Annotated in this window: 17 protein-coding genes and 1 riboswitch; of the genes, 8 read left to right on the top strand and 9 right to left on the bottom strand. The window is 73.0% G+C overall.

The features are described 5' to 3' along the window. Positions 1 to 7: 7 nt before the first annotated feature. The gene (locus LE181_RS32385) at positions 8 to 973 is read right to left on the bottom strand and encodes a helix-turn-helix transcriptional regulator (protein ID WP_225659439.1); all 966 of its coding nucleotides are present in this window, start codon (positions 971 to 973) and stop codon (positions 8 to 10) included. A 193-nt stretch (positions 974 to 1,166) separates the two neighbouring features. Here LE181_RS32385 and LE181_RS03455 point away from each other — a divergent pair, with 193 nt between their 5' ends. Next, complete coding sequence (locus LE181_RS03455; protein ID WP_225659437.1) at positions 1,167 to 2,252, top strand: alpha/beta hydrolase; 1,086 nt, start codon at positions 1,167 to 1,169, stop codon at positions 2,250 to 2,252. A 68-nt stretch (positions 2,253 to 2,320) separates the two neighbouring features. Here LE181_RS03455 and LE181_RS03450 read toward each other — a convergent pair whose 3' ends face one another. Next, positions 2,321 to 2,911, bottom strand: a complete 591-nt coding sequence (locus LE181_RS03450; protein ID WP_225659436.1) for a TetR/AcrR family transcriptional regulator — start codon at positions 2,909 to 2,911, stop codon at positions 2,321 to 2,323. Positions 2,912 to 3,050: 139 nt separating this feature from the next. On the opposite strand from LE181_RS03450, the gene LE181_RS03445 reads away from it, so the two are divergent. Together LE181_RS03445 and LE181_RS03440 are read left to right on the top strand one after the other, a co-directional pair. Then, positions 3,051 to 4,241 carry a cytochrome P450 gene (locus LE181_RS03445; RefSeq protein WP_225659434.1) on the top strand — a complete coding sequence of 397 codons (1,191 nt, stop codon included), beginning with the start codon at positions 3,051 to 3,053 and terminating at the stop codon, positions 4,239 to 4,241. Positions 4,242 to 4,406: 165 nt separating this feature from the next. Then, positions 4,407 to 5,204 (top strand): nucleotidyltransferase domain-containing protein, encoded by a 798-nt coding sequence (locus tag LE181_RS03440; RefSeq protein WP_225659617.1) that lies wholly within the window; start codon positions 4,407 to 4,409, stop codon positions 5,202 to 5,204. Here LE181_RS03440 and LE181_RS03435 read toward each other — a convergent pair. Further along, positions 5,201 to 6,400, bottom strand: coding sequence for an MFS transporter (locus tag LE181_RS03435; protein WP_225659432.1), 1,200 nt, complete (start codon positions 6,398 to 6,400; stop codon positions 5,201 to 5,203). The genes LE181_RS03440 and LE181_RS03435 overlap by 4 nt on opposite strands. 60 nt (positions 6,401 to 6,460) lie before the next feature. Between LE181_RS03435 and LE181_RS03430 the strand changes: the two genes are divergently transcribed. The 3 genes from LE181_RS03430 (at position 6,461) to LE181_RS03420 (ending at position 11,222) form a co-directional block, all read left to right on the top strand. Further along, on the top strand, positions 6,461 to 7,207 hold the full coding sequence (locus LE181_RS03430; RefSeq protein ID WP_225659431.1) for a helix-turn-helix transcriptional regulator: 747 nt from the start codon (positions 6,461 to 6,463) through the stop codon (positions 7,205 to 7,207). 112 nt (positions 7,208 to 7,319) lie between these two features. Continuing rightward, the gene (locus LE181_RS03425; RefSeq protein WP_225659429.1) at positions 7,320 to 10,121 is read left to right on the top strand and encodes a helix-turn-helix transcriptional regulator; all 2,802 of its coding nucleotides are present in this window, start codon (positions 7,320 to 7,322) and stop codon (positions 10,119 to 10,121) included. Positions 10,122 to 10,295: 174 nt separating this feature from the next. Beyond that, complete coding sequence (locus LE181_RS03420; RefSeq protein WP_225659427.1) at positions 10,296 to 11,222, top strand: alpha/beta fold hydrolase; 927 nt, start codon at positions 10,296 to 10,298, stop codon at positions 11,220 to 11,222. A 20-nt stretch (positions 11,223 to 11,242) separates the two neighbouring features. Here LE181_RS03420 and LE181_RS03415 read toward each other — a convergent pair whose 3' ends face one another. From LE181_RS03415 to LE181_RS03405, 3 genes are all read right to left on the bottom strand, one after another. Next, positions 11,243 to 12,514, bottom strand: a complete 1,272-nt coding sequence (locus LE181_RS03415) for a DUF1266 domain-containing protein (protein WP_225659425.1) — start codon at positions 12,512 to 12,514, stop codon at positions 11,243 to 11,245. An 89-nt stretch (positions 12,515 to 12,603) separates the two neighbouring features. Beyond that, positions 12,604 to 13,449: a hypothetical protein gene (locus LE181_RS03410; RefSeq protein WP_225659424.1), complete on the bottom strand. Its 846-nt coding sequence runs from the start codon at positions 13,447 to 13,449 to the stop codon at positions 12,604 to 12,606. Between the two features lie 177 nt (positions 13,450 to 13,626). Beyond that, a complete protein-coding gene (locus LE181_RS03405) occupies positions 13,627 to 14,304 on the bottom strand; it encodes a transglycosylase SLT domain-containing protein (protein WP_225659422.1) in 678 nt (225 codons plus the stop codon). Between the two features lie 327 nt (positions 14,305 to 14,631). On the opposite strand from LE181_RS03405, the gene LE181_RS03400 reads away from it, so the two are divergent. Further along, complete coding sequence (locus LE181_RS03400; protein ID WP_225659421.1) at positions 14,632 to 15,072, top strand: protein-tyrosine phosphatase family protein; 441 nt, start codon at positions 14,632 to 14,634, stop codon at positions 15,070 to 15,072. Positions 15,073 to 15,192: 120 nt separating this feature from the next. On the opposite strand, the gene metE is transcribed toward LE181_RS03400, so the two are convergent. Then, complete coding sequence (metE, locus tag LE181_RS03395; protein WP_225659419.1) at positions 15,193 to 17,526, bottom strand: 5-methyltetrahydropteroyltriglutamate--homocysteine S-methyltransferase; 2,334 nt, start codon at positions 17,524 to 17,526, stop codon at positions 15,193 to 15,195. A 148-nt stretch (positions 17,527 to 17,674) separates the two neighbouring features. Further along, positions 17,675 to 17,892, bottom strand: a riboswitch (cobalamin riboswitch). Between the two features lie 220 nt (positions 17,893 to 18,112). Further along, on the bottom strand, positions 18,113 to 19,405 hold the full coding sequence (aceA, locus tag LE181_RS03390; protein WP_225659418.1) for an isocitrate lyase: 1,293 nt from the start codon (positions 19,403 to 19,405) through the stop codon (positions 18,113 to 18,115). A 289-nt stretch (positions 19,406 to 19,694) separates the two neighbouring features. On the opposite strand from aceA, the gene LE181_RS03385 reads away from it, so the two are divergent. Next, entirely contained in the window at positions 19,695 to 21,104 is a 1,410-nt protein-coding gene (locus LE181_RS03385; RefSeq protein WP_225659417.1) for a short-chain fatty acyl-CoA regulator family protein, read from the top strand. 210 nt (positions 21,105 to 21,314) lie between these two features. On the opposite strand, the gene LE181_RS03380 is transcribed toward LE181_RS03385, so the two are convergent. Next, entirely contained in the window at positions 21,315 to 22,397 is a 1,083-nt protein-coding gene (locus tag LE181_RS03380) for an amidase domain-containing protein (protein WP_308103057.1), read from the bottom strand. Positions 22,398 to 22,565 lie beyond the last annotated feature (168 nt).

Genomic DNA, 22,565 nt, shown 5'->3' with positions numbered 1-22,565 from the left:
GCACCGCTCAGAGCCAGCCGCGCCGGGCCGCCTGGACTCCGGCCTGGAACCGGGTGGTGGCGCCCAGCCTCGCCAGGAGCGTGGAGACCCGGCGCACCACGGTGCGGCGGCCCAGTCCCAGGCGCCGGGCGATGGCGTCGTCCGTGGCACCGCTGGCCATCATGGTGAGGATCTGACGGTCGCGGGCGTCGATCTGCGCGTCGTTCCCCGCCACCGACACGGGAACGGCGAGCCGCCACAGGGACTCGAAGACGTTCGACAGGGCCAGGAACAGGCCGGACGGGCGTATCAGGAGCGAGACGACACCGGAGTGGTCGTCGGCGGCGAGGGTCACGACGGCCAGTTCGTCGTCGCTGATGGCGAGCTTCATGGGCGGGTCGTCCAGGGTCCGGGCCTGCTCGCCGGCCTCGACCATGCGCGCCATGTTGGGTCCCGCGATCGGGTCCTGGCACACCGATCCGTGGTAGATGGTGCGGTAGACGACCCCGGAGGCCATCCGTCTGCGCTGCAGGGCCTCCTGGTCCAGGTAGTGGTCCGAGGTTCCGGAGTACGGCGGCACGTCGATGACCCGGACCTGGTGGCGCGCGGAGTGCTGGAGTTGCCGGCTGACGGCCAGAACGCGCGCGATGTCCTCGACGACCTCCAGCGCGCCGTAATGGCCGGCGTCCTTCCTGGCGAACCGGTAGAGCCGCTCCAGCTCCGCGCCTGCCTGCCGTAACGCCGCCCGCCGGGCGGCCTCGCGCTGCAGCATCGCTTCGACGACCTGGGCCGGCGGTAACGCCTCCCAGGCCCGGCCCCCGGGATCCGTCGTCACGACGATGTCCTCGGCCGCCAGTTCCTCCAGCACCGCCGTCGTGACGGCCTCGTCCAGACCGACGCGGGCCGCCAACGCGCCGACCGGCGCATGCGGATGACCGACCAGGCAGCGGTACACCCGCCCCCGGTCGGAATCAGGGTCCAACACGTCGTGCACGAGGCCCCCTCGCCGTGTGGTACCGGTCGAGCCGGCCGACCCGGGGAGCCTACGGGCGGTTGGCGCACCTGCGCCAGTGGCTCAGGTGCGCCAAGGTCCGCTATGGCATCGGCAGGGGTGCTGCGAGAGATTGTCGGTGCCGGATGAACGTAACCGGTCCCGATGGCAATCAGTCCACCCCAAGGACCCACTGATGAGATCAGTCCTGCCCTCCTGGCTCCTGCGCGCCAAGGCGGCGGCCACCGCCATGGCCGCCGCCGTCCTCATGATGGGCTCGCCTTCCGCACAAGCCGCTGATTCCGCTCCGCCGCCCATGGCCGACGGCTTCGGCCTGACGCAGGCCGGCGCCGCGACGGGCACCGCCACCAACTTCGTGGTCACCGTCAACACCGGCCAGGTCGCCGGACCGCACCGCATCCGGATCCTGCTGCCCAGCGACTACGCGGCCGAGCCGACCAAGCGGTACCCGGTGTTCTACCTGCTGCACGGTGCGTCCGACGACCCGGGCAATCCCTACCTGGCCTACCCCGCCCTCACCGCGTCCAAGTCGATGATCACGGTCATTCCGGACGGGGGCAAGCGGGGCTGGTACACCAACTGGCTCGACCAGAAGACGGCGGCCGGGGCGCAGAACTGGGAGAACTTCCACATCAACCAGGTGATCCCGTTCATCGACGCCAACCTCCGCACCCTGGCCACCAAGCAGGGGCGGGCCGTCGGCGGCATCTCGATGGGCGGCTTCGGCGCGCTGCACTACGCCCAGAACCATCCGGGCCTGTTCAGCCAGGTCGCCTCGTTCTCGGGTGCCAGCGACTTCTCGGTGGACCACCTCGTCATGCGTGCCGCCGTCGTCGCCACGCTCACCAACGTCGGGGCGCCGCTGTGCGGCTCCAGCTCCCCCGACTGCGCCCTCAACTTCGGGCCCACGGTCTCCAGCGACGCGGTCTTCGGCTCTCCGTACCCGGTGCTGAACGCCGACTGGCGCTGGAACGCGGTGGACCCCTCCACGCACATGGGCGTGCTGGCGGGCATGGGCATCGCGCTCTACACCGGCAACGGCGCCGGCAACCCCAGCGACGCCGAGTTCTGGGTGCAGTCCGCGGCGCAGCACGTCAAGGACCGTCTGGACGCCCTCAAGTACCCCTACCACTTCGTCGACTACGGCAACGGCGCCGGCTGGGGCAACGCGTGCAAGGGCGGCCACACGTACGGCTGCTGGGCCCAGGACCTCGTGGACTACGTCCCGCGCCTGGAAGCCGCGTTCGCCGCCGCCTCCTGACCCGTCCGGCCGGACGGCCGTCCGGTCGTCCGGTCGTCCGGTCGCCGGCGGGCCCGGTGCCACGCGCGTCATTCGACGGGCAGGTGTTCCAGGAGCGTGCGGGCAGCGGTCAGCATCAGGCGGCAGACGTGCTCCGGGTCGGCGCCGGCCAGGGGCTCCTGGCGGACGACGACGCGGGTGAGGCCGATGCCGAGGAGCCAGGCGAGGACCAGGGCGGAGCGCACCTCGGCGTCGTCCGCGTCGGTGAGGCCGGCCAGTACGCCGGTGTACTCCTCGGTCAGGCGCCGGTTCGTCCGTGCGGCCTCGTCGTCGCCCCCGACCGAGCGCAGGAAGACTTCCAGGGAGCGGTCCCCGGGCGGCGCGTCGCCGGGTGGCGCGAGGAGGTTCCGCAGGGCGGTCTCCAGCAGTCGCTCGGCCGGCGTCTCCCGGAGCTGCCGGCGTCCGTCCCTCGCCACCACTTCGCCGAAGAGGGCGGTCTTCGAGCCGAAGTAGCGGAAGAGGAGCGCCTGGTTGACGCCGGCACGGGCGGCTATCGCGCGTACGGTCGTCCGGTCGTAGCCGCGTTCGGCGAAGAGCTCCGCCGCCGCCTCGACCAGGGACCGGCGGGTGGCGTCGGCGTCGCGTCGGCGCGCCGGCTTCTGTGTCTTCTCTGCGGTCATCCCGTCACTCCTCACAGGCCGGCCGCGTCACGGCGTCCGAGTCGGCGGCGTTCAGGCGCCGTTGACGTCCTTCCTACCCCGCCCTACGGTCGTTGTAAGCAGGTGCTTACACCGCGACGCGAGGGAAGCAGGGGTCCTGATGTCCACCTCCCACAGCGAGCCCGCCACCTACCCCTTCAACGAACCCATCGGTCTGGCCCTGTCCGGGCGGTACGAGGAGGCGCGCCGCAGTGAGGGGCTGCAACGCGTCCGGCTGCCGTTCGGGGAGCCGGCCTGGCTCGTCACCCGCTACGCGGACGCCAGGCTCGTCCTGGGCGACCGGCGGTTCAGCCGCGCCGCCGCAGCCGGTCACGACGAGCCCCGGCAGTCGCCCGGCCGGTCCGACAGCGGCATCCTCTCCATGGATCCTCCCGACCACACCCGGCTGCGCACGCTGGTGATGAAGGCGTTCACCGTGCAGCGGATGGAGCGGTTGCGCCCCGGCATCCGCACGCTGGCCGAAGGGCTGCTGGACGGCATGGTGGCGGCGGGGCCGCCCGCCGACCTGGTCGAGGACTACGCGCTGCCCATCCCCGTCTCCGTGATCTGCCGTCTGCTGGGGGTTCCCGAAGAGGACCGTCCGCTCTTCCGCAAGTGGAGTGACGACGCGCTGTCCACCAGCTCGCTCACGGCCGAGGAGGCGGACGCCAGCCGGGAGGAGTTGCGCGCGTACATGGCCGGGCTGATCGCCGGGCACCGCGCCCGGCCGGCGGACGACCTGATGACGGCCTTGATCGAGGCCCGTGACAAGGACGACCGGCTGTCGGAGCCGGAGTTGGTCGACCTGTGCGTGGGGGTGCTGGTCGCCGGGCACGAGACCACCGCGACGCAGATCCCCAACTTCGTGTGCACGCTCCTGGACCATCCCGACGCGTTCGCCCGGCTCGGCAGGGATCCCGGTCTCATTCCGGCGGCGGTGGAGGAGTTGCTGCGCTTCGTGCCGTTGGGGATGGCGGCGGCCATGGCGCGCTACGCGACGCAGGACGTCGAGGTGGGCGGTACGTTGGTGCGGGCGGGCGAGCCGGTTCTGGTGTCGGTGGGCTCCGCGAACCGCGATGCGCTGCGCTTCTCCTCTCCCGACTCGCTCGACCTGGGCCGGGAGGGCAATCAGCACCTGGGGTTCGGTCACGGCGTCCACCACTGCCTGGGGGCGTCCCTCGCCCGCGTCGAGCTCCAGGAGGCCCTGCGGGCCCTCGTCCTGCGCCTGCCGGGCATCCGTTTGGCAGGTGACGTCGTCTGGAAGACGGAGATGCTGGTGCGCGGGCCGCGCTCGATGCCGGTGGGGTGGTGAGGGACGGGGCGCCGCCCCGGACTCTGGCAGCATCCCGTGCCGCAGCGGCCCTTCCGGGCAGGGCTGTGACGTGTTCGCGTCACTCTTTGCCGGAGAGCGCCGCCTCGCCCCCCGGCGACGGCCTCCGCGGGCTTTGCGAGACTGCTGCGTATGAACACCGAGAACATGCGTCCCGCCTCCACCACGCATCTACGGGAGGCCGGGCTGCCCACCGTCGACCTGTCGCCCGTCCTGGCGCAGCAGACGCACCCGCTGGTCTTCGCCACTGTCTCCGGGGCGCATCTGTACGGCTTCCCGTCGCGTGACTCGGACGTGGACCTGCGCGGGGTGCACCTGCTGCCGGTCGGCGACCTGATCGGGCTGCGGGACGGCGAGGAGACCCTGACGCGGATGGGTGACCGCGACGGGGTGGAGATGGACCTCGTCACGCACGACCTGCGCAAGTTCGCCCGCCTGCTGCTGCGCCGCAACGGCTACGTCCTGGAGCAGCTGCTGTCGCCGCTCGTGGTGCACACCACGGACGTGCACGCGGAGCTGGCCGCTCTCGCGCCCGGCGTGCTCACCCGTCACCACGCCCACCACTACCGCGGCTTCGCCGCCACCCAGTGGCGGCTCTTCGACAAGCAGCGCGAGCTCAAGCCCCTGCTCTACACCCTGCGGGTGCTCCTCACCGGCATCCACCTCATGCGCAGCGGCGAGGTCGTCGCCCATCTGCCCACCCTGCTCGGACTGGTCGAGGCTCCCGCCTACGTGCCCGACCTCATCACCGCGAAGGCCGCGGCGGAGCACGGGGCGGCCGACGAGCTCGTGGACATGGCCCGCGTGTGCGCCGACGTCGAGGCGCTCCACACGGAACTCGACGAGGCCCAGGCCCTCTCCCCCCTCCCGGACAGCCCGCCCGAGGCGGTGTACGACGCCTTGCACGACCTGGTCGTACGGGCCCGCACGACCGGCCGGGACTAGCCCGCACTCGCCAGTCGGTCCGGATGCCGGCCGGCGGAGGGCTCTTCGAGCCTCTCGGGTTCGGGGAGGGTGCGGAGGAGCAGCCAGGCGAGGGCCGGGAGGGGGATCAGGGGGGTGAGGGCCGTCCGGAGGGAGGTGGCGTCCGCGAGGGCTCCGAGGAGGGGGCTGGCGAGGCCGCCGATGCTGACCGTCAGGCCCAGGGTGACGCCGCCCGCGGTGCCCACGTGGCGGGGCAGGTAGTCCTGGCCGAGGGTGACGTGCAGGGAGAACGGCACGTACAGGCCGGCCGAGGTGAGGGCGACGAACAGGTAGAGCGGCGGGCCGGGGACGAGGACGACTCCCGCGACGGCGATCACGGTCAGGGCGTAGGACCACTGCACGACCGGGATGCGGCCGAAGCGGGTGGCGAGCCTGCCTCCGGCCACGGTGCCCACGGCGCCGCCGAGGTAGAGCACGAACAGCGCGGCCGTGCCGGCGACATCACCGCCTCCGGTCCGCTGGCGCACGTACAGGGAGACGAACGTGCTCAGGCCGACGAAGACGACCGACCGGCACACGACGGCTCCGGACAGCTTGATGAAGGACGGCCAGTCGTCCTTGCCCTCCTTGCCGGCCGCCGCGCCGTTCGCCGCCGGGGCGGTGGCCTTGAGCGTGCGCAGGGCGGCCACGCACAGGGCAGCGCCGGCCAGGGCCGGGACGAACAGCAGCGGGGAGGCGTGCAGTCCGCCGGCTGCGACGACGACGGAGACCGCGAGGGGCGCGGTGGCGAACCCGAGGTTGCCGCCCAGGGAGAACCAGCCCATCGCGGTGTGGCTGCCCCTGCTCGCGACGCGGGCCACGCGCGCGGCCTCGGGGTGGTAGGCGGCGACGCCGATCCCGGACACGGCGACCGCCACCAGGGTGAGGGTGCGGGAGGCGCCGACACCGGCCAGGGCGACGCCGGCTCCGCCGACCAGGGTGCTCACGGGCAGCAGCCAGGGCATGGGCCACTTGTCGGTGAGCGCCCCGAACAGCGGCTGTACGACCGAGGACAGCAGGGTGGCTGCCAGGACGAGGCCGGAGACCGCGGCGTAGGTGTAGTCCCGCTCGGCTACGAAGAAGGGCACCAGGGCGGCCACCGCCCCCTGGTAGACGTCCACACAGGCATGCCCCAGGGACAGCAACACGACGGGTCTGGTACGGGAGTTCCGGTTCATCGGCACCCCTCCATCGTCCGCAGGGGCCGCTTCGGCCTGCTTCCGATAAAGTGCCAACGTATGCCGGACATCCGCCACACTCCGCAGGCTCCCACCAGCACCCGGACGATGGCCGCGGGCGAGAGCATCGACGCGCACCGCCACGACGACCACCAGATCGTCTACGCGGGCTCCGGCGTGCTGGCCGTCACCACCGACGCCGGCACGTGGTTCGCGCCCGGCACCCGTGCCCTGTGGATACCGGCGGGATGCGTCCACGCCCACCGCGCCCACGGTCACCTCGACCTGCACCTGCTCGGCCTGCCCGCCTCCGTCAACCCCCTGGGCCTGGACGCGCCCACCGTCCTGGCCGTCAGTCCCCTGCTGCGCGAACTGATCCTCGCCTCCACCCGCGGCCCCCACGACGACAGCCCCGAGCGCCGCCGCCTGCGCGCCGTCCTGCTCGACCAGCTCCGCGCGTCCCCGCAGCAGCCGTTGCAGCTGCCCTCCCCCACCGACCCGCGCCTGCGGGCGGTCTGCGACCTCCTGCACCACGACCCGGCGGACCCCCGCACCCTTGCCGCCCTCGGCCACCACGTGGGAGCCGCCGAGCGCACCCTCAGCCGTCTCTTCCGCCGCGAACTGGGCATGACCTTCCCCCAGTGGCGCACCCAGCTCCGCCTCTACCACGCGTTGCGGATGCTGGCCGACGACGAGCCGGTCACCGTCGTCGCCCACCGCTGCGGCTGGTCCTCCGCCAGCGCCTTCATCGACGTCTTCCGGCGCGCCTTCGGCTGCACGCCGGGCGCCCACGGCCGCCGCCCCTGACCGATGCCTTCCGCCCCCTCGGCGGGTCCGTGCCGCGCACGTCGGGGTACAGTCGGCGGCGCCGAGGGGGCGGCGGAGGGTCGTGCCCGTGCACGACCAGGGCGCAGCGACCATGACAGGCGATCAGATCACCGGCCGCGTCGGCGAACGCGGCGAGCTCGGCCGGATGCTGACGGAGATACGGGCCGGCTCCGGCCGGGCACTGGTGCTGTGCGGCGAGCCCGGTGCGGGCAAGTCCACGTTGCTGCGGCACGCCGCCGGGGAGGCTGCTCCCGCTCGCGTGCTGTGGGCCACCGGGGTGGAGCCCGAGTCCGGGATGGCGTTCGCCGCTCTGCACCAGCTGCTGCATCCCGTCGCCGGTCTCGTGGAGGCACTGCCGGACGCCCAGCGGCAGGCCGTGCGCACGGTCCTCGGCCTGGCGGAGCCGACGGCCGAGGCGGACCGCTTCCTGGTGTCGGCGGGCGTCCTCTCCCTTCTGGTCGAAGCGGCGGCACCCCAGGGGCTGCTGCTCTGCGTCGTCGACGACTTCCAGTGGGTCGACCAGGCGTCGGCCGACGCCCTGCTGTTCGCCGCGCGCCGGTTCGGCGGTCATGGCGTGGGGCTACTGATCGGCACCCGGGACACCGGCGCGGCCCGGCAGGCCCTGCGCGGTGTGCGGACGCTGGAGATCGGCGGCCTCGACGCCGGGAGTGCGGGCGAGGTGCTGGCCGCCCGTGCCGCGGTGGCGCCGGCGCCGCACGTCGTCGAGCTCGTCACCGCCGCCACGGGCGGCAATCCGCTGGCCCTGCGCGAGACGGCCGCGCTCCTGAGCACCGAGCAGCTGACGGGCCGGGCGCCGCTGCCGGATCCGCTGCCCGCGGGGGACGGCGTCGCAGCGGTCTACGGGGAGCAGGTGGCGCAACTGCCGGAGGCCGTACGCCTCGTCCTGCTGGTCGCCGCGCTGGAAGGGCGGGGTGATCCGCTGTTGATCCGGGAGGCCGCCGGGCGGCTGGGCGCCGGAGCGGACTCCCTGGACGCCGCCGAAGCGGCCGGGGTCATCGACATGCGCCCCGCGCAGATCACCTTCCGTCATCCGTTGCTGCGTTCCGCCGTGCACTCGGGCGCCGCTCCCGCGGCGCGGCGCGCGGTGCACGGTCAGCTGGCAGTGCTGCTGGACGAGCGGGGCGAGTGGGAGCGCGGCGCCCGCCACCGGGCGGAAGCGGCGACCGGACCGGAGGAGGGCGTCGCCGCCGGTCTTGCCGCCGTCGCGGAACGGGCCCGTGCCCGGGGCGGTTACGCGGACGCCGCCCGGACGTGGGCGTGGGCCGCGGAGCTGACCCCGGATCCCGGGACCAGGGCCCGCCGTTTCAAGGACACGGCCGTCGCCGCGTGGCTCGGGGGCCACGCCGGTCAGGCACGCACGGCCCTCGCGGCGGCCCGGGACCTCGCGCGGGAACCCGTGCTGCTGGCCGCCGTCGCACAGCTCGACGGGCGGTTCGAACTGTCCTCGGGTGATGCCGCCGAGGCCCAGCGGGTCTTCCTGGCCGCCGCGGACCGGGTCATGGCCGAGCCCACGGGAGTGGTTCGCGGGACGGTCCTCGGCCTGCTGGCCGACGCGGCCGAGGCCGCCTCCGCCGTGGGCGACACCGGGGCCGCCGTGCACATCGGCCGGCGCGTCGAGGACCTGGGGCGGCTGCACGGGCCCGCGCAGGAGCCGGCGGAAGCGTTCCTCCACGGCGTTCTGGCCGGCATGGGCGCGATGTACGGCGGAGAAGCGGAGCGCGGCGCCCGTCTGCTGAGGGGGGCGCTGGACGGCCTGGCCGACGTCGGCGACGGCGCCGCCGCGTTCGGCGGACAGGCCGCCATGTTGCTGTGGGCGGCCGCGGCCGCCAGCCTCCTCGGCGACAGCGACGCCGCCGGCGACCACGGCGCTCGTGCCGGGCGGGTCGCCCGCGTGTCGGGCATGGTCGGCACCCTGCCCGTCGTCCTGGAGAACGCGGCCACCGCCGAGCGCATGAACAGCGGGTTCGCGCTCAGCGCCGCCCTGTCCGAGGAGGGCCTCGCCCTCGCCCGGGAGACGGGAACCGTCAACTCCGTCGCGGCGCACCTGGCCAACCTGGCCGTCTGCGCCGCCGTGCGCGGCGAGGAGGACGACTGCCGCGGCTTTGCGCACGAGGCGCTGGTCATCGCCATTCCGCACCGGCTGGGCCTGCGGGCCGGCGTGGCCACGTACGCGCTCGGCCTGCTCGACCTCGGTCTCGGCCGCTTCGACCGGGCGCACGAGCGTCTGGCGTCCCTGGCCACGGCGGGACCGGGGACCGGTCATCCCGTGGTCGCGTGGGGCTCGGTGGCGGACCGGGTGGAGGCCGCCGTCGCCGCGGGCGACCTGGCGGCCGCGCGGGAGGGGGCCGGCTTCCTGGAGCAGTGGTCGGCCCGTTCCTCCTCGGCCCGGGCACGGGCGCTGCTCGCCCGGTGCCGGGCTCTCGTGACCGACGACGACACCGCAGCGGCGGCGCTCCTCCAGGAGGCCCTGGAGCTGCTGGCCGAGGACGGCGGCGCCGCCTACGACCGGGCCCGCACCGCGCTCCTGCTCGGCGAGCGGCTGCGCCGCGACCGGCGGGCGGGCGCCGCGCGCCCCCCTCTGCGGCAGGCCGCGGAGACCTTCCACCGGCTGGGGGCCGCGCCCTGGGAGGACCGGGCCCGGAGCGAGCTGCGGGCGGCGGGCGAGTCCGGTGAGCCGACGGGGCCCGATGCCCTGGCGGCCCTCACCTCGCAGGAGTTGCGGATCGCCCGGCTCGTCGCCGACGGCGCGAGCAACAAGGACGTCGCCGCCCGGCTGTTCCTGAGCCCCCGGACCGTCGAGTACCACCTGTACAAGGTCTACCCGAAGCTCGGCATCACCTCCCGCACCGAACTGGCGCGGCTGCTGCAGTGAGGCTCCCGGCCGTGGCCGGTGGCGGCCCCCAGTGATGTCACCAGTGATGTCACCAGTGGTCCTACGGATGGCCCGTGCGGGCGGTCACGGCAGAGTTCTTCCTGTCACCGCGCCCCACGGCAAGGGGACGCAGAAGCAGCAGCAGCAGAGGCAAGGAACGGGACGGGAACGGGTATGACGACCGAAGCACGCATGATCCAGGTGGGCGACGTCGAGCTGTGGACGGAGGAGTTCGGCGATCCGACCCACCCGCCGGTGCTGCTCATCGCGGGCGCGATGAGCCAGGCGGTGCTCTGGCCCGACGAGTTCGTCGGCAGGCTCGCCGCGGCGGGGCACCGGGTGATCCGTTACGACCACCGCGACATGGGCCGCTCGACGGCCCGTGACTTCGAGCAGCACCCCTACACCTGGGCGACCCTCAAGGACGACGCGGTGGGGCTGCTCGACGCGCTCGCCGTCGGTTCGGCGCACCTGGTGGGCCACTCCGCGGGCGGGCTCCTCGCCCAGTGGATCGCCGCCGACCACCCCGGCCGGGTCGACAGCCTCACCGTGGTGGGCTCCTCGCCGCTGGGCCGCCGGGAGGGAGCGGTGATCGTGCGGGCGCTCATGGGAGAGCCGCAGCCCGAGGGCAGCCTGCCGGAGCCGCTCCCGGCGTTCACGGAGTTCTTCCGCAGGGCGGCGGTGAGCCCGCCGCCCGCCACCAGGGCCGAGGCCGTCGACTTCCAGATCGAGGTGGCCCGCGTCCTGCACGGCGACGAGCTGCCCTTCGACGAGGACGCCCAGCGCCGCCTGGAGGAGCGGGTCTTCGACCGCACCCGCGACCCCAGGACCACCGCCAACCACCGGCTCGCCGGGATGGCCGACCTGAACTGCGAGCCCACGGGCGCCCTGGCGCGCGTGACCGCGCCCACGCTCGTCGTCGAGGGGACCGCGGAGCCCGCCAAGCCGGGACACGGCCGGCTCATAGCGGAGGAGATCGCGGGGGCGCGGCTGATGATGGTTCAGGGCATGGGTCACATGCTCACGCCCGGTGCCGTCGCGCAGGTCGCCGACGCGCTGGTGGCCCACATGGCGGGGGCCGGCGCTCGCGCACCGAAGTGAGACGGCAGCCGTGCGCGCCGTCAGTGCGCGGCTGCGCCACGGTCCTTGAACGGAACCGTCAGCCAGGGGCTTTCCGGGTCGGTGGTCAGGGCCCGGTGGGCGGTGAGGACGTCCGCGTACCAGGGGCCGAACTCCTCGTCGTCGAAGTGCAGGCACCGTCCGAGCACGTAGCCGGCGGAGAACTCCTCCCACGAGTCGTACGCGGCCTGCGCGGCGGTGCTCGCGCGCCCGATCGCCGCGTGCATCTCGGCCTCCGTGGCGTACCGGGCTCCCCGGCCCCAGCGGGCCATCTTGGAGGCGCGGCCGATGTCCCAGGCGGCGACCGTGCGGACGTGGCCCCCGGTGGGCAGCAGGCCGTCGGCGCGGAAGCGGGCCTCGTACCGCAGGACCGTGCCGACCAGAGACCGCAGGTGCGCGACGAAGTCGTCGACATCGGGGTCGTGCGTGGGGCTGCCGCTCTCCTGGGCCCGGGCGCGCAGCGTCCGTTCCACGGTGTCGCGCCACTGCTCGGGATCCACCCGGCCGCCGCCCCGCAGGCGCAGGAGTTCGTTGCGGGCCCCGAGGACGAAGTCCCAGTACCAGGGGCTCACCTCCTGGTCGAGCAGCCGCCTCTGGGTGCTCAGCCAGTTCTCGCGGCTGTGCACGCCCCAGCTCTCCGCGATCCGCTCGACCTCCCCCCGGTAGCCCATGCCGTGCCAGTGGAGGGTGTTCCACGCGTCGCCGTTGGTGAAGCACAGGTGTGCCCCGCAGGCCAGGCCGTGCAGCAACGGTCCGGGGGCCGGGGCACCGGTACGGCGCGTGACCACACGGTCCATCAGCGCGTCGGAGGAGAACAGCTCGTGATGGAGGTCCAGCCACACCTCCCGTTCCTCGTCGCTGATCAGGAAGTACTGCTCGCACGGCGTGGCCGCGTTGACGGCGAGGACGTCCACGCCCTCGGGCACGATCTGTTCGAGCGCGCCGAGGGTCGCGTGCTCGTAGACGAGGAACGGATGGGGCCGCGGCAGCAGGCCGGCCGTGTAGACCTGAGCGACGGTGAGCCCGTCGGGCGTCTCGTTGGTCAGCATGGGGCGGGCGTCGTCGCCGGCCGCGCGCGCTTCGTCGAGGCGCACCGGGTAGTAGACGCCCTCGATGGCGAGGGTGCGCAGGTAGGCGTAGGCGTTGTCCGCCCGGCAGAGCTTGTACAGGTACTGCTCCAGGTCGGTGGGCGCCTGCCAGTGGACACCGTCCTCCGGCGCCGGGACGAGCGGGAAGAACTCGTCGTGCATCTCGTCCTCGGCTGCCGTGTGCACGGGGCCGGCTCCTTCCGGTTCACGTCCTGGCGCGTACGTGCTTCAGGACGTCTGCGTGGTGCGGGGTGTTCGTGACGGTCTGCCAGGGGTCAGGCGGGGGGAAGGGCCGGCGCCGACGGCGCGGCGTGCAGGGCGGGATCCTCCGCACCCTGGTCGGCGCGGAGCTGGGCCGTCACCGCGTCGGTGCGGGCGCGCAGCATACGGACGCGCTCTGCGGTGCGCGTTCCCTCCTGGGGGGCTTCCGCGGGCAGCACGGGGACGCCCTGGGCCTGGGCGGTGAGCACGAGGCTGCGCATGACGTCCGCCTCGTGGGCCAGCAGGGCGGTGGTGAACAGGTTGGCACGCAGCGTCTTCTTCATGCCGAGCGGACCCCGGTAGGTGATCTCGCAGGCCACGGCGACGCTCTCCAGCCGCTGTTCGGCCGCCTGCTCCAGCGCGGCCAGCATGACGGAGGCGAGGCCCTCGACGACCTTGGTGACCACCCACTTGCGGCCCGGCAGCGGCGGCAGCAGTTCCCGGACCCGGTCGATCTCGGCGTCCAGTGCCTCCGTGGTCATGGCGCTGAACGCGTCGTGCAGCTGGAGGTGGACCACCTTCGACCACGGAACGTCCTCGCCGTCGAAGCCGACCGACTCGGGGCCGAAGCGCAGGGCGCCGATGCCGTCCAGGGGGCGCAGCGCCTTCGCGGTGAGGGCGGGGATGCGGGGGTGGCGGCAGACGAGGGCGCCCAGCGAGAACTCCCACTCCACGGGGGTGGGCGCGGCGGGCGCGGGCAGGGAGCGGAGCACGGAGACCACCCAGTCGCCGGAGGCGTTGGTGCCGGCGCGCCCCGCGTCGACGCCGCGTTGTACCGCTTGCGCGACGTCCTTGCCGAGTGTGGTGGCCGCCGTGCCCACCGCATCGCCCAGCGTCTTGACCCGCTCGAATATGCCCATGCTTCTGACCTGCTCACCTGCGACGTTCTGATTGGCGGCGACACTCTACCCAGCGTTCGGCCCCTGCTCGTCGTCGGGCACGGGCCGGCCAACTCGCAAGGGAACGGCCTCGGGGCGGCAGCTTCCTTGCGGATGCTGCCGCCCCGAGGGGTGTGGCGTGTGCGGTCTGTGGGCCGGTCAGTACGCGGAGTTGACGTTGTCCATCGAGCCGTACTTGTCGGCCGCGTAATTGCAGGACGCGGTGATGTTGGCGACCGGGTCGTAGATGTCCCAGGACGTGCCCTCGACGTGATACGCCTTGAACGTCGGGTCGATGATCTGCAGCAGACCCTTCGACGGAACGCCATTGACGGCGTTGATGTCCCAGTCGTTGATCGCACGCGGGTTACCGGTCGACTCACGCATGATGTTGCGCTTGATGCCCTCGTAGGAGGCCGGGACGCCCTTGGCATGCAGGATGTCCAGCGACTCCTTGATCCAGCCGTCCAGGTTGTCGGCGTAAGCCTTCTTGGCCGGAGCAGCCGGCTTCGCGGCGGGCTTCACCGGCTTGCGGGCCTCACTACGGCTGGCACGCTCCTGGTCGGCCTTCGCCTGGCCGGCGGCCTTGGCCTTGGCGTCGGTCGTGGCCTGGCCGGCGGCCACGTCCACGGCCTTGGCCAGCTCGTCGTGCTGCGTCACACCGAAGTCCTGGGCGTTCTGCGCGACCGGCTTCACGGCGCCCGTCCGGGCGTCGGCGGCGGTGGCCTGCGGCACCAGCGCGAAGGCGAGGGCGGCGCCCGCCGCGACGGTGAGGCCGGCGGTGGCGGCCTTGTGGGCCTTGGGCAGACGGTTATAGCCAGAGATGGTGGAACGCATGACTGAGCTGAACCTTCCTGTCGGGAGCGTCGCAGTGGCCGTTCGTGGGCGCATAAGAAGAGCGCCGTGTCTCGGTCGACGGCGCCGTGCGACCCGGTAATTGTTAGCGGCGGCGAAAGGCGCTGGCAAAGGTGTGACCTACGGCGGAACGCCGTAATGCGGCGCAGCGCACGAGAGGAATCGCCCCATTCCCGGGCGCGGTTTTCACTATCCCGCTTCGTATGTGATCCGGGCCCCATGAGGGGCCTCACACGGCGGCCTCGAATTCCGTACGGAGAGGAACGGTCCGTCGCCGCCGGTAAGCGCGCGGCGGCTACGGTGGGGCGGGTGATCGCAACGTGGACTGCTGAGGACGCAGGGGTCTTGCGGCTTCCCTCCGGGCGTCTCGTCCGGGGCCGGGGGCTGCGACGGGCGCTTCCGGAGGGGCCGGTGCCCGACTTCGGCGTGTATCTCCTGGGCAGACGGCCCGCCGGCGTCCCCTGGGAGGCGCGGTGGCTGCCCTGGCGGGACTTCTGGCTGCCGAGCCGCCCGGCCGAGGCCCGGGCCGTGCTGGCCGAGGCATGGCGACGGGCCGGGGCCGAGCGGGTCGAGATCGCCTGCGGCGGCGGCCGCGGACGGACGGGGACGGCCTTGGCCTGCCTCGCCGTCCTGGACGGGATCCCTGCAGGTCAAGCGGTGGATTTCGTCCGCCGGCACTACGACCGCCACGCTGTGGAGACGCCCTGGCAGAAACGCTACGTACGGGACTTCGGCGCCCCGCGGACGTGACCGTCCGGCTACCGGGCGCGCGGCCGGACGGACCGCGCGGGGCGGCAGGCTCTCCCGTGCCTCCCGCCCCGCGTCCTGTTCCCTGCCTCTGCCGGACCCGGTCCGGACCTGTCAGACCTGTCAGACCTGTCGGGAAGACCTGTCGGGCAGGTCCTCCCTGACCTCACGCGCCGCCGCGACGAGGTTCGCGAGGGAGGCGCGGACCTCCGGCCAGCCGCGGGTCTTCAGGCCGCAGTCGGGGTTGACCCACAGGCGGTCGGCGGGGATGGCCGCCAGGCCCTTGCGCAGCAGCGCGGCCGCTTCCTGCGCGCCCGGCACGCGCGGCGAGTGGATGTCGTAGACGCCGGGGCCGACCTCGCGCGGGTAGCCGACGGCGGCGAGCTCCCCGGCCACCTGCATGTGGGAGCGGGCGGCCTCCAGGCTGATGACGTCGGCGTCGAGGTCGTCGATGGCCGCCAGGACGTCACCGAACTCGGCGTAGCACATGTGGGTGTGGATCTGGGTGGCGGGCCGGACACCGCCGGTGGCCAGGCGGAACGCCCCGGTCGCCCAGGCCAGGTAGGCCCCGCGGCCGGCTTCCCGCAGCGGGAGCGTCTCGCGCAGCGCCGGCTCGTCGACCTGGATCACGGACGTCCCGGCGGCCTCCAGGTCGCCGACCTCGTCGCGCAGGGCGAGGGCCATCTGACGGGCGGTGTCGGCGAGCGGCTGGTCGTCGCGGACGAACGACCAGGCGAGCATGGTGACGGGACCGGTCAGCATGCCCTTGACGGGGCGGTCGGTGAGCGACTGGGCGTAGCGCGTCCAGCGGACCGTCATCGCCTCCGGGCGGGAGATGTCGCCGACGAGGAGGGGCGGACGGACGTAGCGGGTGCCGTAGGACTGGACCCAGCCGTGCTGGGTGGCCAGGTAGCCGGTGAGCTGCTCGGCGAAGTACTGGACCATGTCGTTGCGTTCGGGCTCGCCGTGCACCAGGACGTCGATGCCGGTCTTCTCCTGGAAGGCGATGACCTCGCGGATCTCGGCCTCGATGCGCTCCTCGTAGGCCGCGGTGCCGGTCCGTCCGGCGCGCAGGTCGGCGCGGGCGGTGCGCAGGTCGGTCGTCTGGGGGAAGGAGCCGATGGTGGTGGTGGGCAGCAGCGGCAGCCGCAGGTGGGCGCGCTGCGCCGCGGCCCGCTCGGGGTAGGGGTGGGAGCGGCGGGCGTCGGCGTCGGTGACGGCTGCGGTGCGGGCCCGTACGGCCGGGTCGTAGGTGATGGGGGAAGTGGCACGGGAGGCCAGGTCGGCGCGGTTGGCGGCGAGTTCGGCGGCGATGGTGTCGGTGCCGTGGGCCAGGCCGCGGGCCAGGGTGACGACCTCCGTGGCCTTCTGCCGGGCGAAGGAGAGCCAGCGGAGGATCTGCGGGTCGATGTCGCGCTCGGCCGTGACGTCGAGGGGGACGTGCAGCAGGGAGCAGGAGGCCGCGACGTCGACCCGGTCGGCGAGGCCGAGGAGGGTGCCCAGGGTGGACAGCGACTTCTCGAAGTCGTCGATCCATACGTTGCGCCCGTTGACGACGCCTGCGACGAGGCGTTTCCCGGGGAGGCCGCCGACGGCGGCGAGGTCGTCGAGGTTGGCGGCGGCGGACCGGGTGAAGTCCAGGGCGAGGCCCTCGACGGGGGCCTTGGCCAGGACCGGCAGGGCGTCGCCGAGGCGGTCGAAGTAGGAGGCGACCAGCAGGCGGGGGCGGTCGGTGAGGCCGCCCAGTTCGCGGTAGGCGCGGGCGGCGGCGTTCAGCTCGGCCGGCGTGCGGTCCTGGACGAGCGCGGGCTCGTCGAGCTGCACCCATTCCGCTCCGGCGGCCCGCAGGTCGGCCAGCACCTCGGCGTACACCGGCAGGAGACGGTCGAGGAGCGTCAGGGGTTCGAAGCCGGCCGCCACGTCGGGCGCGGGCTTGGCCAGCAGGAGGTAGGTGACGGGGCCGACGAGGACCGGGCGGGCGGCCAGGCCGAGGGCCAGGGCCTCCGTGAGCTCGGCGACCTGTTTGCCGGAGTCCGCCGAGAAGACCGTGTCGGGGCCGAGTTCGGGCACCAGGTAGTGGTAGTTGGTGTCGAACCACTTCGTCATCTCCAGCGGCGCCACCTCCTGGGTGCCGCGGGCCATCGCGAAGTAGCCGTCCAGGGCGTCGGCCTCGACGGCCGCGCGGTGCCGGGCGGGGATGGCGCCGACCATGACGCTGGTGTCCAGGACGTGGTCGTAGTACGAGAAGTCGCCGGTGGGCACCTCGTGGATGCCGGCCCCGGCGAGCTGCCGCCAGGTGGCGCGGCGGAGTCCGGCGGCCGTCTCCCGCAGGGCCGCCGCGGTGACGCGGCCCTTCCAGTAGCCTTCGATCGCCTTCTTCAGTTCACGGCCCTGGCCCTGGCGGGGGTAGCCGTGCACGGTGGCCCGTGCTGCCGCGGCTGCGGACTTGGCGGTCATGGAACTCTCCTTCGCGAGCTTCATTCCAGGATCTCGGATCGTCCGGGGCGCGAAGGGATGACGGACCAGGCAGCGACGCGGCCGTCGCGTCCCGCCTGGTGTGCACGCCGACCCGCCCGAGAGGTCACCGGGATGTCCGTGCGCGAACGGTCGCGCACGGGCAGCGGCAGGTCTTCGGACTCGCGGGCGCGTCCGGCCGGGGGCCGGGCACCTACTGGCCGTCGCTTCCCGGCCCGTACGGGCCAGTGCGTATGACGGCGGTCGTTCCCGCTCACCGCTGCGGGGCAGTCCCGGATTCGCACCGGGTTCCCTCTTGCGACGCGCCTGCCTGGCGGGCAGGGCGAACCAGCTGCACCGGCAACACTAGGGGCTGTTCCCCGTGTTCGCACGTGCTGTTCACATGCCGGCCACACGATGTGCGGGGTGGGCGGTGCGGAGCGCGAAGCGGCCGGGGCCGCTTCGCGCTCCGCCTTCCCGTCGCCCGGGCCCCCTCAGGCCCGGCCACCGACCCGGGCCCCTCAGCCCCGGTCGTAGGTGTGGAATCCCCTGGCGGTCGTGCGGCCGAGGTGGGCCGCGCCCTGACCTCTTAGTGGAACTGCTCTTCTTCGGTGGAGCCCGTGAGCGCCGTCGTGGAGGAGGCGGGGTTGACGGCGGTGGAGACGAGGTCGAAGTAGCCGGTGCCGACCTCGCGCTGGTGCTTGACGGCGGTGAAGCCGTGCTGCTGGGCGGCGAACTCGCGCTCCTGCAGGTCGACGTAGGCGGTCATGCCGTGCTCGGCGTAGCCGCGGGCGAGGTCGAACATGCCGTGGTTGAGGGAGTGGAAGCCGGCCAGGGTGATGAACTGGAAGCGGTAGCCCATGGCGCCCAGCTCCCGCTGGAACTTGGCGATCGCGTCGTCGTCCAGGGCTGCCTTCCAGTTGAAGGAGGGCGAGCAGTTGTAGGCCAGCATCTTGCCGGGGTGGCGGGCGTGGAGTGCCTCGGCGAACTCACGGGCCTGCGCCAGGTCCGGGGTGCCGGTCTCCACCCAGATGAGGTCGGCGTACGGGGCGTAGGCCAGGCCGCGTGCGATCACCGGTGCCATGCCGTTGCGCACCCGGTAGAAGCCCTCGGCCGTGCGTTCGCCGGTACAGAACGGTGCGTCGGTCTCGTCGACGTCGCTGGTCAGCAGGTTCGCGGCCAGGGCGTCCGTGCGTGCCACGATCAGCGTGGGCACGTCGGCGATGTCGGCGGCGAGCCGGGCGGCGTTGAGGGTGCGGATGTGCTGGGCGGTGGGCACGAGGACCTTGCCGCCGAGGTGGCCGCACTTCTTCTCGGAGGCCAGCTGGTCCTCGTAGTGGATGCCCGCCGCGCCTGCGGCGATCATCGCCTTGGTGAGTTCGAAGGCGTTGAGCGGTCCGCCGAAGCCGGCTTCGGCGTCGGCGACGATCGGCACCAGCCAGTCGGTGGTGTCGGCGCCGCCCTCGGCGGTGGCGATCTGGTCGGCGCGCAGCAGGGCGTTGTTGATGCGGCGCACCACCTGGGGGACGGAGTTGGCGGGGTAGAGGCTCTGGTCGGGGTAGGTGTGGCCGGCCTGGTTGGCGTCGGCGGCGACCTGCCAGCCGGAGAGGTAGACGGCCTGCAGGCCGGCCTTGACCATCTGCACCGCCTGGCCGCCGGTGAGGGCGCCGAGGGCGTGGACGTAGTCGCGTTCGTGCAGCTGCCGCCACAGGCGTTCGGCACCCCGGCGGGCGAGGGTGTGCTCCTCGCGCACGCTGCCGGACAGGCGGATCACGTCCTGTGCGCCGTAGGTGCGCTCGATGCCCTTCCAGCGGGGGTCGGTCGCCCACCGCCGGGCGAGGTCCTCGGCGGTCGTCCGGGTACCCGTCGCTGCCTGTGCCATGGCTGTCTCCTGGGATCGGGGTGGGAGCAGTGGTCGGGGCTCCGGAGGGGCCTGCCAAGCATGTGAAGGGGCAGGGCATCTCCCTGGGGAGCGCGGCCCGCCGTGCCATCGGTGGTGAGCGGAAGTGGAGAGAACCGGGCCGGCGGGCCGCACTACGACTCTGCCAGTGGCACTGAGTGCCCTCAAGCGTGGCCTTCTGCCAAGTGTTGCGAATCTTCTGCGGGCGTTCTGCCAACTCTGCGAAGCTGGGCGCCGGGTACTCGTGCGCAGGGGCGGACAGGAGTCGACGGTGGGCAGGACGTACGCGGGGACACGGCTGCGGAGGCTGCGGGAGGAGCGGCGGCTCAGCCAGGCGGAGCTGGCCCGTGTCCTGGCCATCTCCCCGAGCTACCTGAACCAGATGGAGCACGACTCCCGTCCGCTGACCGTCCCCGTCCTGCTGCGCCTGACCGAGGCGTTCGGCGTGGACCCCGGCTTCTTCTCCGAGGCCGGCACCACCCGTGTGCTCGCCGATCTGCGCGAGGCGCTCGCCGACGAGATCGCCGCCGCCGAGGTCTCCGCCGCCGACCTGTCCGAGCTCGCCTCCCGGCTGCCGGCCGTCGCCGCGGTCCTGCTCGGTCTGGGGCGGCGCAACCAGGCCCTGACCGAGCGTCTGGCCCAGGCAGCGGAAGGCCGTGCGGGCGCCGCCGACCCGGCCGCGCCGCGCCCGCCGCACGAGGAGATCCGGGAGTTCTTCTACCGCCGCCAGAACTACCTGCACGATCTCGACCTCGCCGCCGAGGAGCTGGCCGACGGCCTCGGCATCCGCCCCGGAGGGGTGCTCGCGGCCCTGTCCGCCCGGCTCACCGAGCGGCACGGCGTGCGGCTGACGACGGGCTCCGATCGCCTGCACCACTACGACCCGATGCGCCGTGTGCTCCACCTGTCCAGCCGTCTGCGGCCCGGGCAACGGGCGTTCCGCATGGCCACGCAGCTCGCCCTGCTCGAATGCGGGCACGAGCTGTCCGCGCTCGCCTCCGAGGACTACCCCGAGGGCTCCACGACCTGGTCGCTCGCGCGGATCGGCATCGCCAGTTACACAGCCGCCGCGCTGATCCTGCCGTACCGGGCCTTCCACGCGGCGGCCGAGGAGATGCGGTACGACGTCGAGCGGCTCACCGACCACTTCGGGCTCGGCTACGAGACCGTCTGCCACCGCCTCAGCACGCTCCAGCGGCCGCGGCTGCGCGGGGTGCCGTTCTCGTTCGTGCGCGTCGACCGCGCCGGCAACATGTCCAAGCGTCAGTCCGCGACCGGATTCCACTTCTCGCGCGCGGGCGGCACGTGCCCCCTGTGGAACGTCTACGAGGCGTTCGCCGCCCCCGGCCGCATCCACGTCCAGGTCGCCGCCATGCCCGACGGGCAGCGGTACCTGTGGACCGCCCGCACCGTGACCCGGCAGCGCGGCGGCTGGGGGGAGCCCGGCAAGACCTTCGCCATCGGTCTGGGCTGCGAGATCCGGCACGCGTCCCGGCTCGTGTACTCCGACGGCCTCGACCTCGGCAACGCCTCCGCGGCCACGCCCATCGGCATGGGCTGCCGCATCTGCGAACGCCTGGACTGCCCGCAGCGGGCCGTGCCCCCGCTCGGCCGCCCGCTCGCCGTCGACGAGAACAGCAGCACGTTCGTGCCGTATCCGGTGGCGGACCGGGACCGTTGACCGCCGGCGGACTCAGCCGCGGCGGCGCCGGACGACGTACGCGGCCGTGACGGCGAGGAGCAGCGGACGACGACGGGCCCGTGGCCTCCGCTCGGGGCGGTGGTCCACGGGCCCGCTGCCGGGCGGTGGCTCCGGGGGCGTCGCCTGCCGGCGACGGCCCCGGAGGCACCTGGGCCGGCCGGGCGGTGTGCTCGTGCCCGGCCGCTTCCGTCAGGTGCGGTAGGCGTAGTAGTTGGCGTCCGGGTAGGACGCGACGATGCTCGCCATCGACTTACGGAAGGTGTTGGTGGAGTGGTAGGTCAGGTAGGGCATGCCCACCCGGCTCCGGTACGTGGTGATCATGGAGTGGTCCTTGGACCCGTCCCGGTCGAAGTCCATCTGGAGGATGTCGCCGACCTCCAGCTGGTACACGTTGGACAGGCTGGTGACGCGCTTGGAGTTCTGCGCGTACCACGACCACTCGTTGGCCCCGACCCAGGAGTCGGACTGACCCTTGGAGTCGTACCACCACTTGGTGTAGTCCGAGGACTTGCCGGCCTCGGGCTTCCAGCCGCCCGCCTTGAGGGCCTGGCTGATGAAGTTGGTGCAGTCCCCGCCCGCGCTGTTGAACTTGCGGTACTCGGGGTTGTAGTTGCGCCAGTACTTCTCCGCGTACGCCGCCATGGCGGCGTAGTTGTAGCCGGAGGTCTGCTTCTTCGGAACCGCCTTGACCGGCCACGTGGTGGCGGCGCGGGCGGCGCTCGGCGTCGAACCGGCGTCGGCGGCCGCGACCTTCGGCGCCGGGGCGTTGACCGCCCGGAGGCCCTGGTCCGCGGACTGGATGCCCGTCAGCTCCCACTTGCCGCCCTTGGCGGCGGAGAAGGTCAGCTCGTGGCGGGCCTTGAAGCCCGTCGTCGTCGGCTCGTCGCCGCGCACCCGCTTGTAGGTCAGCGTGGTGCTCTCGGTCACCTCGACGGTGACGCGGCTGCCCTTGACCTCGGTCTTGTCGACGACGACCTTGGTGTCGGCGGCGCTGTACGCCTCGCCGAGCTTCGCCAGCAGCTTCTTGCGGTCCTGCAGGGACGACACCGCGGTGTCCTCGCTGCGCACGAGACCGGACGACAGGCGCACCTTCTTGCCGGCGCCGGACGGGGCCACCCGGCCCGTGGACCGGTTGTCCACCAGGGCCGACGTGCGGTCCTGCAGGACGGCCTCGGCCATGCGGCCGAAGGACTCCACCGTGCTGCCGTCCACCTTGCGGCCCGGCGTGGCGTCCGCGGAGAAAGCAGGTATGAGGGCAGCCGTGGCGCCCACTGCCAGGACGGACCCGACAGCCGCTCTCAACATCATTTTAGATCTCACGAAGATCCCCTTCATCCCCGGCCCACCACGGGCCAGGGAAACGGAATCCTCGCACACACATTCGTCATGTGAGTACATGTCCGGTTCACGGATCGAACGGCACGTCAGGAGGTCTGCGCA

Origin of the sequence: Streptomyces sichuanensis, from assembly GCF_020328095.1 — a bacterium.
Lineage (GTDB): Bacteria > Actinomycetota > Actinomycetes > Streptomycetales > Streptomycetaceae > Streptomyces > Streptomyces cinnamoneus.
Note: the sequence above shows the minus strand (reverse complement) of the source record. Positions and strands in the feature narration are given on the sequence as shown.

Bases quoted from the DNA above. Each gene is read 5' to 3' on its own strand.
- LE181_RS03455 (WP_225659437.1), top strand. From the start codon at position 1,167: ATGAGATCAGTCCTGCCCTCCTGGCTCCTGCGCGCCAAGGCGGCGGCC.
- LE181_RS03450 (WP_225659436.1), bottom strand. From the start codon at position 2,911: ATGACCGCAGAGAAGACACAGAAGCCGGCGCGCCGACGCGACGCCGAC.
- LE181_RS03445 (WP_225659434.1), top strand. From the start codon at position 3,051: ATGTCCACCTCCCACAGCGAGCCCGCCACCTACCCCTTCAACGAACCC.
- LE181_RS03440 (WP_225659617.1), top strand. From the start codon at position 4,407: ATGCGTCCCGCCTCCACCACGCATCTACGGGAGGCCGGGCTGCCCACC.
- LE181_RS03435 (WP_225659432.1), bottom strand. From the start codon at position 6,400: ATGAACCGGAACTCCCGTACCAGACCCGTCGTGTTGCTGTCCCTGGGG.
- LE181_RS03430 (WP_225659431.1), top strand. From the start codon at position 6,461: ATGCCGGACATCCGCCACACTCCGCAGGCTCCCACCAGCACCCGGACG.
- LE181_RS03425 (WP_225659429.1), top strand. From the start codon at position 7,320: ATGACAGGCGATCAGATCACCGGCCGCGTCGGCGAACGCGGCGAGCTC.
- LE181_RS03420 (WP_225659427.1), top strand. From the start codon at position 10,296: ATGACGACCGAAGCACGCATGATCCAGGTGGGCGACGTCGAGCTGTGG.
- LE181_RS03410 (WP_225659424.1), bottom strand. From the start codon at position 13,449: ATGGGCATATTCGAGCGGGTCAAGACGCTGGGCGATGCGGTGGGCACG.
- LE181_RS03405 (WP_225659422.1), bottom strand. From the start codon at position 14,304: ATGCGTTCCACCATCTCTGGCTATAACCGTCTGCCCAAGGCCCACAAG.
- metE (WP_225659419.1), bottom strand. From the start codon at position 17,526: ATGACCGCCAAGTCCGCAGCCGCGGCAGCACGGGCCACCGTGCACGGC.
- aceA (WP_225659418.1), bottom strand. From the start codon at position 19,405: ATGGCACAGGCAGCGACGGGTACCCGGACGACCGCCGAGGACCTCGCC.